Annotated in this window: 14 protein-coding genes; 4 read left to right on the forward strand and 10 right to left on the reverse strand. The window is 61.2% G+C overall.

The genetic code is table 11. From position 1 onward, the window contains the following. Nucleotides 1-54: 54 nt before the first annotated feature. The 10 genes from tadA to lptF all read right to left on the reverse strand — a co-directional run bounded on the left by tadA (nt 55) and on the right by lptF (nt 10544). Nucleotides 55-555, reverse strand: coding sequence for a tRNA adenosine(34) deaminase TadA (gene tadA / locus JTY93_RS21390; protein ID WP_169906201.1), 501 nt, complete (start codon nt 553-555; stop codon nt 55-57). Next, entirely contained in the window at nt 555-1934 is a 1380-nt protein-coding gene (locus JTY93_RS21395) for a multicopper oxidase family protein (protein ID WP_029297467.1), read from the reverse strand. Before JTY93_RS21395 ends, tadA begins: the two co-directional genes overlap by 1 nt. Before the next feature lie 213 nt (nt 1935-2147). Then, on the reverse strand, nt 2148-2891 hold the full coding sequence (pdxJ, locus tag JTY93_RS21400) for a pyridoxine 5'-phosphate synthase (protein ID WP_169994460.1): 744 nt from the start codon (nt 2889-2891) through the stop codon (nt 2148-2150). A gap of 51 nt (nt 2892-2942) precedes the next feature. Then, entirely contained in the window at nt 2943-3596 is a 654-nt protein-coding gene (gene recO, locus JTY93_RS21405) for a DNA repair protein RecO (RefSeq protein WP_205518909.1), read from the reverse strand. 206 nt (nt 3597-3802) lie between these two features. Then, on the reverse strand, nt 3803-4705 hold the full coding sequence (gene era, locus JTY93_RS21410; protein ID WP_029297473.1) for a GTPase Era: 903 nt from the start codon (nt 4703-4705) through the stop codon (nt 3803-3805). Next, entirely contained in the window at nt 4698-5387 is a 690-nt protein-coding gene (gene rnc / locus JTY93_RS21415) for a ribonuclease III (RefSeq protein WP_029297476.1), read from the reverse strand. The genes era and rnc overlap by 8 nt, the downstream gene beginning before the upstream one ends. Before the next feature lie 154 nt (nt 5388-5541). Beyond that, nucleotides 5542-6396 (reverse strand): signal peptidase I, encoded by an 855-nt coding sequence (gene lepB, locus JTY93_RS21420; RefSeq protein ID WP_032859965.1) that lies wholly within the window; start codon nt 6394-6396, stop codon nt 5542-5544. A 5-nt stretch (nt 6397-6401) separates the two neighbouring features. Further along, nucleotides 6402-8201 carry a translation elongation factor 4 gene (lepA, locus tag JTY93_RS21425; RefSeq protein WP_029297480.1) on the reverse strand — a complete coding sequence of 600 codons (1800 nt, stop codon included), beginning with the start codon at nt 8199-8201 and terminating at the stop codon, nt 6402-6404. Between the two features lie 152 nt (nt 8202-8353). Then, nucleotides 8354-9433, reverse strand: coding sequence for an LPS export ABC transporter permease LptG (gene lptG, locus JTY93_RS21430; RefSeq protein ID WP_205476722.1), 1080 nt, complete (start codon nt 9431-9433; stop codon nt 8354-8356). After that, nucleotides 9426-10544: an LPS export ABC transporter permease LptF gene (gene lptF / locus JTY93_RS21435; RefSeq protein ID WP_169994464.1), complete on the reverse strand. Its 1119-nt coding sequence runs from the start codon at nt 10542-10544 to the stop codon at nt 9426-9428. The genes lptG and lptF overlap by 8 nt, the downstream gene beginning before the upstream one ends. A 282-nt stretch (nt 10545-10826) precedes the next feature. Between lptF and JTY93_RS21440 the strand changes: the two genes are divergently transcribed. The 4 genes from JTY93_RS21440 to JTY93_RS21455 all read left to right on the forward strand — a co-directional run bounded on the left by JTY93_RS21440 (nt 10827) and on the right by JTY93_RS21455 (nt 16277). Continuing rightward, on the forward strand, nt 10827-12317 hold the full coding sequence (locus tag JTY93_RS21440; protein WP_205476723.1) for a leucyl aminopeptidase: 1491 nt from the start codon (nt 10827-10829) through the stop codon (nt 12315-12317). Nucleotides 12318-12397: 80 nt separating this feature from the next. Continuing rightward, a complete protein-coding gene (locus JTY93_RS21445) occupies nt 12398-12826 on the forward strand; it encodes a DNA polymerase III subunit chi (protein WP_029297488.1) in 429 nt (142 codons plus the stop codon). Between the two features lie 7 nt (nt 12827-12833). Further along, nucleotides 12834-13217, forward strand: a complete 384-nt coding sequence (locus JTY93_RS21450; RefSeq protein ID WP_038443104.1) for a hypothetical protein — start codon at nt 12834-12836, stop codon at nt 13215-13217. A 213-nt stretch (nt 13218-13430) separates the two neighbouring features. Then, nucleotides 13431-16277, forward strand: a complete 2847-nt coding sequence (locus JTY93_RS21455) for a valine--tRNA ligase (RefSeq protein ID WP_205476724.1) — start codon at nt 13431-13433, stop codon at nt 16275-16277. Nucleotides 16278-16342: the final 65 nt, after the last annotated feature.

The raw sequence follows: 16342 nt of genomic DNA on the forward strand, positions 1-16342 counted from the left end.
TTCGCGAGCAAGCCCGCTCCCACACTTGATTGGGTCTCACATTGAGGTCAGGTGTTAGTCGAGCGTGGGTTTAGCCCGGCGCGCCTTGAAGAACTCACTCAACACCGCCCCGCACTCCTCGGCCAGCACCCCGCCTTCATACATCACCCGATGATTCAAAAAACCCTGGGTAAAGAACTGCCCCTGGCTCTGCACAATCCCTGCCTTGGGCTCCAGCGCGCCGTACACCACCCGGGCGATGCGCGAATGCACGATCAAACCTGCGCACATGCTGCACGGCTCCAGGGTCACATACAGGGTGCTGCCCGGCAGGCGATAGTTGCTGACGGCCTGGGCGGCCGCGCGGATGGCGACCATCTCGGCGTGGGCGCTCGGGTCGCTGCCGCTGATCGGGCAATTGAAGCCGCGCCCGATGATTTCACCGTCCTGCACCAGCACCGCGCCCACCGGGACTTCACCCAGTGCCGCGCCTTGGGCGGCGAGGGCCAGGGCTTCGCGCATAAAGTCCTGGTCGCGGCTGCGGTCGATGATCGCCGTCGGGCGGATCTGGCGCATCACGCCACCTCGATGGCGGCCATCAGGCCGGTTTCCATATGGTCGATCACATGGCAATGAAACATCCACACCCCGGGGTTATCCGCCACCAACGCTACGCGGGCACGCTCGTTCTTGCCCAGCAGGTAAGTGTCGGTGAAATACGGCGTGACCTTGTGACGGTTCGAGGCGATCACCTTGAAACTCATGCCGTGCAAGTGGATCGGGTGCTGGTACTGGGTCATGTTTTTCAATTCAAAAATATAGCTCTTGCCCAATTCGAGCTTGGCAATCGGCCGGTCAGCGCAGGTCTTGTCGGTTATGTCCCAGGCCTGGCCGTTGATTTGCCACAGGCTCGGCGGCCTGTTCTCGACATTGACCGAGACCGAACCGACCCATTCGAAATTGAAGTTGAGCTTCTCGGCATTGGCCAGGTCTGGCTCGGCAATCGGGTTGGCCGGCAAGGCTGGCGGCCACTCGCCGGGCGCATCGGTGTTGGCCACTGAGCGGAAGGTGCCCAGGCGCACTGGGCCATTGCGGATCGACAGCTCTTCGCCGGCCGGCGGGGCCTTGATCGCCAGGCAAATACGCATGCCAGGGCCCAGCCAGTACTCCTTGCCCAGGGGCCGTGGCTCGATGGGATTGCCGTCCAGGGCGTAGATCTGCGCCTCGGCGTTGGGGATATTCAGGCGATAGGTCAGGGTGTTGTCGAGGTTGAGCAGGCGCACCCGGGTGATTTGCCCGGCCGGCAGGTCAATGACTGCCTGAGGCACACCATTGATGGTCGACAGGCGTCCAGCGGTACCGCCACGCGCTGCTTCGCGGGGGATGCTGAACTCAACAAACTCACCCTGTTCGTCGATATGCCAATTTTTCAGGCTCAGGGTGCGCTCATGCTTGAAACCGGTGGGCTCGCGCTCTTCGACAATCAACGGGCCGACCAGGCCACGGCCCAGCTCTTCGCTGCTGCTCACATGGGGGTGATACCAGTAGCTGCCGGCATCCGGCACGCGGAACTGGTAGTCGAAATACTCGCCGGGCAATACCGGCAATTGCGAGACGTAGGGCACGCCGTCCATTTCCAGGGGCAGGCGGATACCGTGCCAGTGAATGGTGGTGGCGACCGGCAGGTGGTTGATAAACCGTACCCGCAGCCATTCGCCCTGGCGTACGCGCAACTCTGTACCCGGCGCCGACGGGCCGAACGCCCAGGCCTGGGTTGTGTGCCCCGGTACCAGTTCCACGTCCAGCGGCGCGGCGATCAGTTCGTAATCGCGCCCGGCACTGGCGTCCGCAACTTTCCCCAGCCAGTAGCGATAGGCGCCACCGGCACCCACGCCCACCACTGCCAGGCCGGCGAGGCCACCTAGGATTTGTCGACGGGAAAAGGATCGGGACACAACAACCTCACGTATCTGCGCGGGCGCAAGGCCCGCAAAGGGCAAATACGATACACCCCCACAGGCTAAACAGTAAGGCTTCGCATTGCCGCATGACACCTGTAGGAGCGAGCTTGCTCGCGAAGGTCGTTAACGATGACGCGGGGAGCCTGGCCCCCCGCGCTGTTCTCAGGTTTTTCGCGAGCAAGCTCGCTCCTACAGGTTGATCGACGGTCAGGGCTTGGCGGCGGCCAGGATCAGCGCTTTCATCTCGGCAACTGCGCCTTTGAAGCCGACAAACAGCGCATGGGCGACCAGCGCGTGGCCGATGTTCAGTTCGTTGATGCCCTTGATCGCCGCCACGGCTTCAACGTTGTGGTAGTGCAGGCCATGGCCGGCATTGACGATCAAGCCTTCACGCAGGCCGCAGGCCACGCCGTCAATGATGCGTTGCAGTTCGTCGGCGACTTCGGTCGGGGTGGTGGCATCGGCGTAGCGGCCAGTGTGCAGTTCGATCGCTGGGGCACCCACGCGGCGCGAGGCTTCGATCTGCCGTTCGTCGGCATCAATAAACAGCGAGACTTCGCTGCCGATCTGCGACAGGCGTTCGACCGCTGCTTTAATCCGCGCTTCCTGGCCTGCCACGTCCAGGCCGCCTTCGGTGGTCAGTTCCTGGCGGGTTTCCGGGACCAGGCAGATGTGCGCCGGGCGGATGCGCTCGGCGAAGGCCATCATTTCTTCGGTGATGCCCATCTCGAAGTTCATGCGGGTCTGCAGCACGTCCTTGAGCACCAGCACGTCGCGCTCCTGGATGTGCCGGCGGTCTTCGCGCAGGTGCACGGTGATCCCGTCGGCGCCTGCTTCTTCGGCGTCCAGCGCGGCCTTGACCGGATCAGGGTAACGGGTGCCCCGGGCCTGGCGCAGGGTGGCGACGTGGTCGATGTTGACGCCAAGAAGAATGCGATTGCTGGTGGTCACGGAAGCGCTCCTGAAAAGGGAAAGAATCGGCGCACAGCATACACGGGGATGTCAGGGCTTTCGAAACAACTCGCGACTGACCAGGGGCCGACCGCCCAGATGCACGGCCAGGGCCTGGCGCATCAGGCGCTTGGCGGCAGACAGGGCGCCAGGTGCGCTCCAGTCGGCCTCAGCCATTGCCAACAACTCAGTGCCCTGGAACAGGCCCGGTTGCAGCAGGTAGACCCGCTCCAGCCCGGCATCCACTTGCAGGCGGTACATGCCGTCGCTGGCGATCGGTTCGCCGTGCAAGTCATTGCTCAATTCGAAGCCGTAGCCCAGGTCGTCAAGCAGGCGCCATTCGAACGCGCGCAACAGCGGCTCCAGCGGACGGCCTTCGGCCAGGGCCAACAAGGTGGCGGCGTAGTGATCGAAGACCGCCGGGTGCGGGTCTTCGGCGGGCAGCAGGCGGATCAGCAGCTCGTTGAGGTAGAGGCCACTGAACAGCGCCTCGCCATTGAGCCAGGCAGACGTGCCGATGCTTTCCAGGCGCCCGACGTTTTTCAGCTCGCCCTTGCCACGAAACTCCACGTCCAGGGCCACGAATGGCCGTGCCAGCGTACCCGCCTTGCCCCGCGCACTGCGCAACACCGCCCGCAGGCGGCCTTGGGGCGTGAGGAAGTCCACCAGGGCGCTGGTCTCGCGGTAGGCGCGGCTGTGCAGCACGTAGGCGGGTTGGCTGGGGGGGGGGTGGGGATTGGGACATTGGGTTCTCGCTGCGGGAACACGGTCTGGAAAACAACGACTATCCAATGTGGGAGCGGGCTTGCTCGCGAATGCGGTGGGCCAGCCAACGCATCCGGTGACTGATCCACTGCATTCGCGAGCAAGCCCGCTCCCACATTTTGTCCTGCTGTGTTACTGGAGACTGATTACAGGTCGCCGTAGCCCAGGGAGCGCAGTGCGCGCTCGTCATCGGACCAGCCACCCTTAACCTTCACCCACAGGTTAAGCATGATCTTGGAATCGAACAGCAATTCCATGTCCTTGCGCGCTTCGGTGCCGATGCGCTTGATGCGCTCGCCCTTGTCGCCAATGATGATTTTCTTCTGGCCGTCACGTTCGACGAGGATCAGCGCATGAATATGCAGGGTCTTGCCCTGCTGCTTGAACTCTTCGATCTCAACGGTGATCTGGTACGGCAGCTCGGCGCCCATCTGGCGCATGATTTTCTCGCGGACCAGCTCGGCGGCGAGGAAACGGCTGCTGCGGTCGGTGATCTGGTCTTCCGGGAAGAAGTGCTCGTTCTCCGGCAGGTAGCCTGCGATCACCCGCTCCAGGGCTTCAAGGTTGTGCCCGTGCTGGGCCGAGATCGGCATGATCTGGGCGTTCGGCAGTTGTTCCTGCAACCAGCTCAGGTGCGGCATCAGCTCGGCTTTGTCTTCGATGCGGTCGGTCTTGTTCAGCGCGACGATCAGCGGGCCGGTGACGTACTGCACACGCTCCAGCACCATCTGGTCTTCATCGGTCCACTTGGTGCGGTCAACCACGAAGATCACTACATCGACGTCTTTCAACGCCGCCGAAGCGGTCTTGTTCATGTAGCGGTTCAGGGCTTTCTCGCCGCCTTTGTGCATGCCTGGAGTGTCGACGTAGACCGCTTGCACGTTGCCTTCGGTCTTGATACCCAGCATGTTGTGGCGGGTGGTCTGCGGCTTGCGCGAGGTGATCGCCAGCTTCTGCCCCAGGATATGGTTCAGCAGCGTGGACTTGCCCACGTTGGGACGGCCGACGATGGCAACATAGCCACAGCGTGTTGCGGTTGAATCAGTCATGGCCATTCTCCACGCCCAGGGCAATCAGTGCTGCAGCGGCCGCTACCTGTTCGGCAATACGACGGCTCACACCCTGACCTCGGCTTTTTTCGTTCAATAAGGTGACTTCGCATTCGACGAAGAACACACGGCAATGCGGCTCACCCTGGATATCCACCACTTCATAGCGTGGCAGTTCGCAGCCGCGCGACTGCAGGAATTCCTGCAGGCGGGTCTTGGGATCCTTGTTGGTGTCCACCAGGGTCAGGCTGTCGATTTCCGACGCCAGCCAAGCCATGACCCGCTCCTTGGCCACTTCCATCCCGGCATCGAGATAGATCGCACCGATCAAGGCTTCCAGGGCATCGGCCAGGATCGACTCGCGACGGAAACCGCCGCTTTTCAACTCGCCGGACCCCAGACGCAGGTACTCGCCCAGGTCAAAACCACGGGCCAGCACGGCCAGGGTCTCGCCTTTCACCAAGCGCGCGCGCAGGCGCGACAGCTGGCCTTCACGGGCCAGGGGGAAGCGGTTGAACAAGGCTTCGCCAGCGGCGAAGTTGAGAATGGCATCACCCAAAAATTCCAGGCGTTCGTTGTTGCGCCCGGCAAAACTGCGGTGTGTGAGGGCAAGGACCATCAATTCCTGGTCCTTGAAGGTGTAGCCGAGCTGACGCTCAAGACGACTCAAAGAAACGCTCACGGTTTACCTACTTTCAGTACGTGGCGGCAAAGGCCATCGACGATTAACGCTGTGTTCAAATTCAAATCCTGGCAATGCTGTGTGCTGCTCGAGACCGGACCAATGTCCAAGCCCCAGAAAAGCATTCGGCGCTGTGTTCACAGCGCCGCATGGATTACTTGATCAGCCCCACCCGCGAGAAGTTCGGCAGGTGGCTGAGTTTGGGTTCCGGCCAGCTCATCCAGACCGCGAAGGCCTTGCCGACGATATTCTGGTCGGGAACCATGCCCAGCAGCTCCTTGGGAATGCTTGGATCGTCCCAGTAGCGGCTGTCATTGGAGTTGTCGCGGTTGTCGCCCATCATGAAGTAGTGCCCGGCAGGCACGGTCCACTGGTTGTCGGGCGGCGAACGGTAGCGGCTCATTTCCTTGCGGATCTGGTGCTCTACCGCCCCGAGTTTTTCCTCGTACAGCTCGGCGCTGCCCAAAGTGTTCGGCTCGGAACCGATGAGTTTTTCAGCCACCGACTCGCCGTTGACGAACAGGCGCTTGTCGCTGGTGTAGCGGATTACGTCACCCGGCAGGCCGACCACACGCTTGATGTAGTTGACGTTCGGGTCGCTTGGATAGCGGAACACCATCACATCGCCGCGCTGCGGATCACCCACCTCGATGATTTTCTTGTCGATCACCGGCAAGCGGATCCCGTAGGAAAACTTGTTCACCAGGATGAAGTCGCCAACATCCAGGGTTGGTTTCATCGAGCCCGAAGGAATCTGGAACGGCTCTACCAGAAACGAGCGCAGCACCAGCACGATGAACAACACCGGGAAGAACGACTTGCCGTATTCAACCAGCAAGGGCTCTTTGTTCAGCTTCTCGATCACCACGCCATCGGGCTGGCTGACGCTGCCCTGATAGGACGCGATGGCCGCCCGACGACGCGGGGCGAAGAACAGCAGATCGAGCAGCGCCAGAAGACCACAGACGGCAACGGCGATGACCAGCAACAGCGGGAAATTTAGTGACATAGGACCTAACTATCCAACCTGAGCACCGCAAGGAAGGCTTCTTGTGGAATTTCCACGTTGCCCACTTGCTTCATGCGTTTTTTACCGGCCTTTTGCTTCTCAAGCAGCTTGCGCTTACGGCTCACGTCGCCACCGTAGCATTTGGCCAGTACGTTCTTTCTGAGTGCCTTGACGGAGGTCCGCGCAATGATCTGCCCGCCAATGGCGGCCTGGATCGCGACGTCGAACATCTGGCGCGGAATCAGTTCCTTCATCTTCTCGGTAAGCTGGCGGCCTTTGTAGTGCGCATTGTCCTTGTGGACGATGAGCGCCAGGGCATCCACCTTGTCACCGTTGATCAGTACATCGAGCTTCACCAGATTGGCCGATTGATAACGGTCGAAATGGTAATCCAGCGAAGCATAGCCGCGACTGGTGGATTTGAGACGGTCAAAGAAGTCCAGGACCACTTCGTTCATCGGCAAATCATAGGTCACTTGTACCTGGGTACCGAGGAACAGCATGTCGTGCTGTACGCCACGCTTTTCGATACACAGGGTAATGACGTTGCCCAGGTGTTCCTGCGGCACAAGAATATTGGCGCGCACGATCGGTTCGCGCATGTCTTCGATGGACGACAGATCCGGCAGCTTGGACGGGTTGTCGACGTAAATCGTTTCACCGGTTTTCAGCGCCAGCTCAAAAATAACCGTTGGCGCGGTGGTGATCAGGTCCAGGTCGTACTCGCGCTCCAGGCGCTCCTGGATGATCTCCATGTGCAGCATGCCCAGGAACCCGCAGCGGAAGCCGAAGCCCAGGGCGTCGGAGCTTTCCGGGGTGTACTGCAACGACGAGTCGTTGAGGGTCAGCTTTTGCAGGGCTTCGCGGAAGTCCTCGAAGTCGTCGGAGCTGACCGGGAACAGGCCGGCGTAGACCTGTGGCTGGATGCGCTTGAAACCTGGCAGCACGTCGACGTCCGGCGTCGAGCTGAGTGTCAGGGTGTCACCAACCGGAGCACCGTGGATGTCCTTGATGCCGGCGATGATGAAGCCCACTTCGCCAGCTTTCAGGTCAACGGTGGCGGTGTGTTTCGGGTTGAATACACCGACGCTGTCCACCAGGTGGATCTTGCCGGTGGACTTGACCAGGATCTTGTCGCCCTTCTTCACCCGGCCATGGCGCACGCGTACCAGGGACACAACGCCCAGGTAGTTGTCGAACCAGGAGTCGATGATCAACGCTTGCAGCGGATCTTCGATGTTGCCGGTGGGGGCCGGAATGGTCTTGACCAGGCGCTCGAGCACTTCGTCGACGCCCAGGCCGGTCTTGGCGCTGCACTCGACGGCGTCGGTGGCGTCAATGCCGATGATTTTTTCGATTTCTTCCTTCACCCGGTCCGGATCGGCCTGTGGCAGGTCGATCTTGTTCAGCACCGGCATGACTTCCAGGCCCTGCTCGATGGCGGTGTAGCAGTTGGCCACGGACTGGGCTTCTACGCCCTGCCCCGCGTCCACCACCAACAGCGCGCCTTCACAGGCCGCCAGGGAACGGCTGACTTCGTAGGTGAAGTCAACGTGGCCCGGGGTGTCAATGAAGTTCAGTTGGTACTTGATACCGTCTTTGGCGGTGTAGTACAGGGTAACGCTGTGGGCCTTGATGGTGATCCCGCGCTCGCGTTCGAGGTCCATGGAGTCCAGGACCTGGGCTTCCATTTCACGCTCGGCAAGGCCGCCGCACATCTGGATGAATCGATCGGCCAGCGTCGACTTACCATGGTCAATGTGGGCGATGATGGAGAAATTGCGGATATGACTCAAATCACTCACGGGTCAACACTCAAAAAGGCTGCAGGCAGATTGCCCGCTGAAAAATAGCCGGGAATTGTACCTGATGCTCAGGCCAGACGTCATCTTTGGCGACCAATAACAAAAATGCCCCACTCTTGCGAACGGGGCATTTTTTGTTCAACACACGCGGATCAACCGGCCCGCCGCAGCAGCCAGAACCCGGCCAGGGCACAGATGCCGGTCGGCACCAGCACCGCAAACAGCGGCGAGAAGCCGAATACCAGGCTCGACGGCCCCAGCAGGTCCTGGGCAATACGGAAGGTGAAACCTACCAGCACCCCGGTAAATACGCGCTGGCCCAAGGTCACCGAGCGCAACGGGCCGAAAATAAACGAAATAGCCATCAGCACCAGCGCGGCGGTCACCACCGGCTGCAACACCTTGACCCAAAATGCCAGCCAGTAGCGGCCGTTGTTCAGGCCCTGGTCCTTGAGGTAGTGGATATAGCTCCACAAACCGGAGATCGGCAGGCTTTCCGGGATCATTACCACGGTATTGAGCAGTTCCGGCTTGAGGGCAATATCCCAGGCCTGGGTCGGCTCGTTGATGACCTCGGTGCTGGCCTCGGTACCTTTGCCAGGATTGCGGAAATGGGTCGTGGTGACATCGCTCAACACCCACTGGTTGTCACTGAACTGTGCCCGCTTGGCAAAGCTAGACGACAGCATGTGGCGTTCGTCATCAAAGCGATAACGGGTGACACCCACCAGCAGGCCGCCGGGCTGCACAGCGTTGATGTGGATAAATTCGTCACCCTGGCGGTGCCACAGGCCCCGCTTGGAGCTCTGGGCATCGCCCGAACCCTGGGCCAGCGCACGGTTGGCCTGGGCAGTGGTTTCAGCCGGTGGCGCCACGTATTCGCCGATCAGCACGCTGGCAGCCATCAGCAGCAGCATGGGTTTCATAACGGCCCAGACGATGCGGGCAATGGACACCCCGGCCGCGCGCATGATGGTCAGTTCGCTGTTGCTGGCCAGGCTGCCCAGGCCGATCAGGCAACCGATCAGCGCGGCCATCGGCATCATGTCGTAGAGCCGCCGCGGCGCGGTCAACGCCACGTAGCTCAATACGTCAGTGACCGTATAGGTATCGGTGACGTTGCCCACTTCATCAATAAAGGCAAACAACGAGGCCAAGCCGAGGATGATGCCCAATACCGCCAGGATGGCGACCAGTACGCTGCTACCGATGTAGCGATCCAACTTACCCACGAGCCATCTCCTTCATGCCGCGACGGCTCTGCATTTTCAAACGAATCGGTTCCCAATAGAGCAGGCCCAGGCCAATCACCAGGAAGATGCCGTGGACCCACCACAACCCCAGGGTCGGCGACAGCTTGCCCTTCTCCAGGGAGCCACGGGCGGAAATCAGGATGGTCAGGTAGGCCATGTACAAAAGGATCGCCGGCAGCAACTTGAGGAAGCGGCCCTGGCGCGGGTTGACCCGGGACAGTGGCACCGCCATCAAGGTGACGATAAACACCAGCAACGGCAGGGAAATACGCCATTGCAGCTCGGCAATCGAGCGCAGTTCCTTGCTGCCGATCAAGGCCTGGGTCGGAATGGCATCGCGGTCGGTGACCTCGTTGCTCACATCCGGCCGGGCCAGCATGACACCGTAGGTCTCGTACTTGATGGCACGGTAGTCGGCCTGGCCGGGGCTGCCGTCGTAGCGGTAGCCGTTTTCCAGGATCAGGTAGCGGCTGCCGTCCGGACGCACTTCCTGGCGCCCGCTATCGGCCACCAACACAGAAATGCCACGGTCCTTCTTGTCCTGGCCCAGGCGCTTCTCGGAGATGAATACGCCGCCGAGGTTGGCCCGATCATCGGTCATGCGCTCGGTGTAGGTCACCCGGGTGCCATCGTTGAGCGCCTGGAAGCGGCCCGGCTCGAGGGTGTCGAACTCGGTCATGGCGTCCTGTTTGTTGAGCACCAGTTGGAATTGCATGGCGCCCTGGGGGGCTAGGCTCAGGCTCAGCCAGGCCACCACCAGCGCCACGCCGGTGGCCGGGACCATGGTCATGGCCAACAGGCGCTGCTGACTCATGCCGGTGGCCGACAGTACGGTCATCTCGCTTTCAAGGTAGAGCCGGCCATAGGCCAGCAGAATCCCGAGAAACAGGCCAAGGGGCAGGATCAGTTGCAGGAAGCCTGGCAGGCGAAAGCCCATGATCAGGAACAGCGACCCCGGATCCAGGGCACCCGAGGCAGCCTGGGCCAGGTATTTGACGAAGCGACCACTCATGATGATGACCAGCAATACCGCACTCACGGCACTCAGGGTCAGCAGGACTTCGCGGGACAGATAACGGAAGACGATCAAACCAGACACTCCAGGGTTGTCAGGCTAAGGCGGCCAAACAAGCAAGCATATCAAGTCGCCCCGTTGACACGGGCCGGCGAAAAAGATGGCGCATTATCCTGTGATTGTCGGCGCCTGTCACGGAGCTTGCTCATACCGGCGCACAAAGCTGGCTTCAAGGGTTGTCAGGCTCGGGCGGCGCGGTACAAACTGCGGGCTTTGTCGCGGTCACCCACAGGTGGCCCAGCCTACAGGCCGGAGTACAGACTCCAGGCTCTTTGACCTTATATAAGGGACACGAACATGGAATTGGTTGTAAAAAGCGTTAGCCCCGAAACGTTGAAGACCGCCACCCTCGTGGTCGCCATCGGCGAAGGCCGCAAGCTCGGCGCTGCTGCCAAGCAAGTCGATGAGCTGAGCGGTGGCGCCATCAGCGCCGTGCTCAAGCGTGGCGACCTGGCGGGCAAGGTCGGGCAAAGCCTGCTGCTGCAAAGCCTGCCCAACCTCAAGGCCGACCGCGTATTGCTGGTAGGCGTGGGCAAGGACGCCGAACTGGGCGACCGCCCGTTCCGCAAGATCATCAGCGGTATCCTCAGCACCCTCAAGGGCCTGGGCGGCGGCGATGCAGCACTGGCGCTGGACGAAATCGTAGTCAAGGGCCGCGACAGCTACGGCAAGACCCGCCTGCTGGCCGAAACCCTGCTGGATGGCGGCTACACCTTCGATCAGTTCAAGAGCCAGAAAGCCGAACCCCGCGCCCTGAAGAAAATCACCCTGCTGACCATCAAGGCTGCCCAGGCTGAAGTGCAGCGCGCCGCCACCCACGCCCAGGCCATCGCGGCCGGCATGGCGTTCACCCGCGACTTGGGCAATATGCCACCAAACATCTGCCACCCCACCTACCTCGGCGAACAGGCCAAGGCCCTGGGCAAAGAGTTCAAGGGCCTGAAAGTCGAGGTCCTGGACGAGAAGAAGATCAAGGACCTGGGCATGGGCTCGTTCTATGCCGTGGGCCAGGGCAGCGACCAGCCACCACGCCTGATCGTCATGCAATACAACGGCGGCAAGAAAGCCGACAAGCCGTTCGCCCTGGTCGGCAAAGGCATCACGTTCGACACCGGCGGCATCAGCCTCAAGCCGGGCGCCGGCATGGACGAGATGAAGTACGACATGGGCGGCGCCGCCAGTGTCTTCGGCACCCTGCGCGCCGTGTTGGAACTCAAGCTGCCGATCAACCTGGTGTGCATCCTGGCCTGTGCCGAGAACATGCCGAGCGGCGGTGCTGCGCGCCCAGGCGACATCGTGACCACCATGAGCGGCCAGACCGTGGAAATCCTCAACACCGACGCCGAAGGCCGCCTGGTGCTGTGCGACGCGCTGACCTACGCCGAACGCTTCAAGCCGCAAGCAGTGATCGACATCGCCACCCTGACTGGTGCCTGCATCGTCGCCCTGGGCTCCCACACTTCGGGCCTGCTGGGCAACAACGACGAGTTGATCGAGCAACTGCTCAGCGCCGGCAAGGCTGCCGACGACCGCGCGTGGCAACTGCCGTTGTTCGATGAGTACCAGGAACAACTGGACAGCCCATTCGCCGACATCGCCAACATTGGCGGGCCAAAGGCCGGCACCATCACCGCCGCCTGCTTCCTGTCGCGCTTTGCCAAGAACTTCAACTGGGCCCACCTGGACATCGCCGGCACCGCCTGGACCAGCGGCGGCAAGGACAAGGGCGCTACCGGTCGTCCGGTTCCGCTGCTGACCCAGTACCTGCTGGATCGCGCCAAGGCCTAAACATCACGGCCACTGCTTGACCCTGTAGGAGCGAGTTTGTCTCCTACAGGTAAAGCATGCAGGCTGCTGCAGGACATGTAATGACCCAAGTCGACTTCTATATATTGCCCAGCGCCGATCCCTCGGCTCGCTTGGACTTTGCCTGCAAACTCACGGAAAAAGCCTGGCGCATGGGCCACCGTATCTACCTGCATTGCAGCGATGCCGCCCAACGCGACGACCTCGATGCCCGTCTGTGGCGCTTCAAGGGTGAGAGCTTTGTGCCCCACGGCCCCGCAGAATCGGAGCCAGAGGGGCTGGTGGTGCTGGGTTTGGGCGACAGTTGTGGTGATCACCATGACCTATTGGTCAACCTGGACCTGAAAGTGCCGGCCTTCGCCAAGGGTTTTGCCCGCGTGGCGGAAGTAGTGGTGGAAGATCCGGCTATTCGTCAGGCCGCGCGGGAGAGTTTCCGTTTCTACCGCGAACAGGGCTATTCTCTGCAAGATCACCGATTACAGCGACTCTGAGCACATGATGGACACTTCAAATCCGCTAAAACCCTCTGACCACCTGCTGGACGACCTTGAGTCGATCCGTCAGTTGCTCGGTGATGACAACCTGCAACCGCCGCTGCTGACCGATACCGTGGCGGAAGAGGTACAGATCCCCCTGCTGTTCGATATGGTCGGCGCCAAGCCCGCCGCAGCCGAGCCTGTCGAGCCGCCCGTCGTCCAGGCAGAGCCCGCCGCCGAAAAAGCCCCCGATGCCCTGCTGCTGCACCTGGACAACGAACTGCGCGCCGCTGCGCAATTGATCATGCAGGACGTGATCGACGACTTTGCCCCGCATATCGAAACCGAGATCAAGCGCCGGATGGATGCGCGCATGGAGCGGTTGCTTAGCCAGTACCAGTCCTAAGCCACATAGATATCCCCTGTAGGAGCGGGCTTGCCCGCGATGGCTGTAAATCAGTCGATTTGTCGATGACTGACACACCGCTATCGCGGGCAAGCCCGCTCCCACATTTGCCCCGCGCCAGCCTTAGCCCCTCTCTTCGTCTCGCCCTCTCCCCTATCCCTCGTTATACTTGCCGGCTTTCCTGAATAAATGCCAACTAGGGTCCCGCCGCGCATGGATAAGACCTACCAGCCGCACGCTATTGAAACTTCCTGGTACCAAACCTGGGAGTCCGAGAACTATTTCGCTCCGCAAGGTGCGGGCGAGTCCTACACCATCATGATTCCGCCGCCGAACGTCACCGGCAGCCTGCACATGGGCCATGGCTTCAACAATGCGATCATGGATGCGTTGATCCGTTTCCGCCGTATGCAGGGCCGCAACACCCTGTGGCAGCCAGGCACCGACCACGCGGGTATCGCCACCCAGATGCTGGTGGAACGCCAACTGGAAGCCACCGGCCAGAGCCGTCACGACCTGGGCCGCGAGAAATTCCTGGAGAAGATCTGGGAGTGGAAGGACCAATCCGGCGGCAACATCAGCCGTCAGATCCGTCGCCTCGGCTCGTCCGTAGACTGGAGCCGCGAGCGCTTCACCATGGACGACGGTCTGTCGGAAGCGGTCAAGGAAGCCTTTGTACGCCTGCATGAAGATGGCCTGATCTACCGCGGCAAGCGCCTGGTCAACTGGGACACCAAGCTGCACACGGCGATTTCCGACCTTGAAGTGGAAAACCACGACGAGAAAGGCTTCCTGTGGAACCTCAAGTACCCACTGGCCGACGGTGCCAAGACCGCCGAGGGTAATGACTACCTGATCGTCGCCACCACCCGTCCGGAAACCATGCTCGGCGACTCCGCCGTGGCCGTTAACCCGAACGATGAGCGCTACCAGGCACTGATCGGCAAATTCGTCGAACTGCCACTGGTTGGCCGGCGCATCCCGATCATCGCCGATGATTACTGCGACCCTGAATTCGGCACCGGCTGTGTGAAAATCACTCCGGCCCACGATTTCAACGACTATGAAGTCGGCAAGCGCCACAACCTGCCGCTGCTGAACATCTTCGACAAGAACGCCGCCATTCTGCCGGCCTGCCAGGTGTTCAACCTCGACGGCACGCTGAACGACAGCATCGACGGCAAGATCCCGGCCGAATACGCCGGTCTCGACCGTTTCGAAGCGCGCAAGCAGATTGTTGCCGCCTTCGATGCCGCCGGCTTGTTGGTCAGCGTAGATGATCACGCCCTGAAGGTGCCGAAAGGCGACCGTTCCGGCACCGTGATCGAGCCGTGGCTTACCGACCAGTGGTACGTTTCCACCAAGCCGCTGGCAGAACCTGCGATTGCTGCCGTGGAAGATGGCCGTATCCAGTTCGTGCCCAAGCAGTACGAAAACATGTACTTCTCGTGGATGCGTGACATCCAGGATTGGTGCATCAGCCGTCAACTGTGGTGGGGCCACCGGATTCCGGCCTGGTACGACGAGTCGGGCAAGGTCTATGTAGGTCGTGACGAAGCCGAAGTGCGGGCCAAGCACAACCTCGGCCCGGACGTGGCGCTGCAACAGGACAACGACGTACTGGACACCTGGTTCAGCTCTGGCCTGTGGACCTTCTCCACCCTGGGCTGGCCGCAGCAGACCGAGTTCCTGAAGAAATTCCACTCCACCGACGTGCTGGTCACCGGCTTCGATATCATTTTCTTCTGGGTTGCCCGGATGATCATGCTCACCATGCATTTGGTGAAGAACGAGGACGGAACCCCGCAGGTGCCGTTCAAGACCGTGTACGTACACGGCCTGGTCCGCGACGGCCAGGGCCAGAAGATGTCCAAATCCAAGGGCAACGTCCTTGACCCACTGGACATCATCGACGGCATCGACCTCGAAACCCTGGTGCAAAAGCGCACCTCGGGCCTGATGCAGCCGAAACTGGCGAAAAAGATCGAGAAGCAAACCCGCGACGAGTTCGCTGACGGTATCGCCAGCTACGGCACCGACGCCCTGCGCTTCACTTTCTGCTCGCTGGCCTCCACCGGTCGCGACATCAAGTTCGACATGGGCCGCGTCGAAGGCTATCGCAACTTCTGCAACAAGATCTGGAACGCAGCGCGCTACGTGCTGGACAAGGGCGAAGACTGCGGCCAGAACGGCGAAGCCTTTGAACTGAGCCTGGCTGATCGCTGGATCATCTCGCAGTTGCAGCGCACCGAAGCCGAAGTAACGCGCCAACTCGACCAGTTCCGTTTCGACCTGGCCGCCCAGGCGCTGTACGAGTTCATCTGGAACCAGTATTGCGACTGGTACCTGGAACTGTCCAAGCCGGTGCTGTGGGACGAGAACGCGCCGATCGAGCGCCAGCGCGGCACCCGCCGTACATTGGTGCGCGTGCTGGAAGTGGCGTTGCGCCTGGCGCATCCGTTCATGCCGTTCATCACCGAAGAAATCTGGCAGCGCCTGGCGCCGCTGGCCGGTATCGAAGGCAAGACCATCATGCTGCAACCTTGGCCAGTGGCCAATGAAGCACGCATCGACGAGGCTGCCGAAAGCGATATCGAATGGCTCAAGGCCCTGATGCTTGGCACGCGCAACATCCGCGCCGAGATGAACATCGGCCCGGGCAAGCCATTGGCGGTGTTCGTGAAGAACGCCAGTGCCGAGGACCAGCGCCGTCTCACCGAGAACGACGCGCTGCTCAAGAAGCTGGCCAAGCTGGAGTCGATCACCGTATTGGCGGCTGGCGCCGAAGCACCGCTGTCCGCTACCGCACTGGTGGGCGAGATGGAAGTGCTGGTGCCGATGGCCGGCCTGATCGACAAAGGTGCCGAACTGGCGCGTCTGGACAAGGAAATCCTGCGCCTGCAAGGCGAAGTACAGCGCGTGGGCGGCAAGCTGTCCAACGCTGCCTTCGTGGACAAGGCCCCGGCCGAAGTCATTGACAAGGAACGCGCCAAGCTGGCCGAAGCCGAACAGGCATTGGGCAAGCTGGCGGAGCAACATGCGCGGATTTCCAGCCTGTAAGAGGCAACCCGCGTAAAAAAAGAGACCTTCGGGTCTCTTTTTTTGGGTGTTGAAACCCCAATCAA

This window comes from Pseudomonas hygromyciniae (genome assembly GCF_016925675.1).
In the GTDB taxonomy this organism is placed as follows: Bacteria; Pseudomonadota; Gammaproteobacteria; order Pseudomonadales; family Pseudomonadaceae; genus Aquipseudomonas; species Aquipseudomonas hygromyciniae.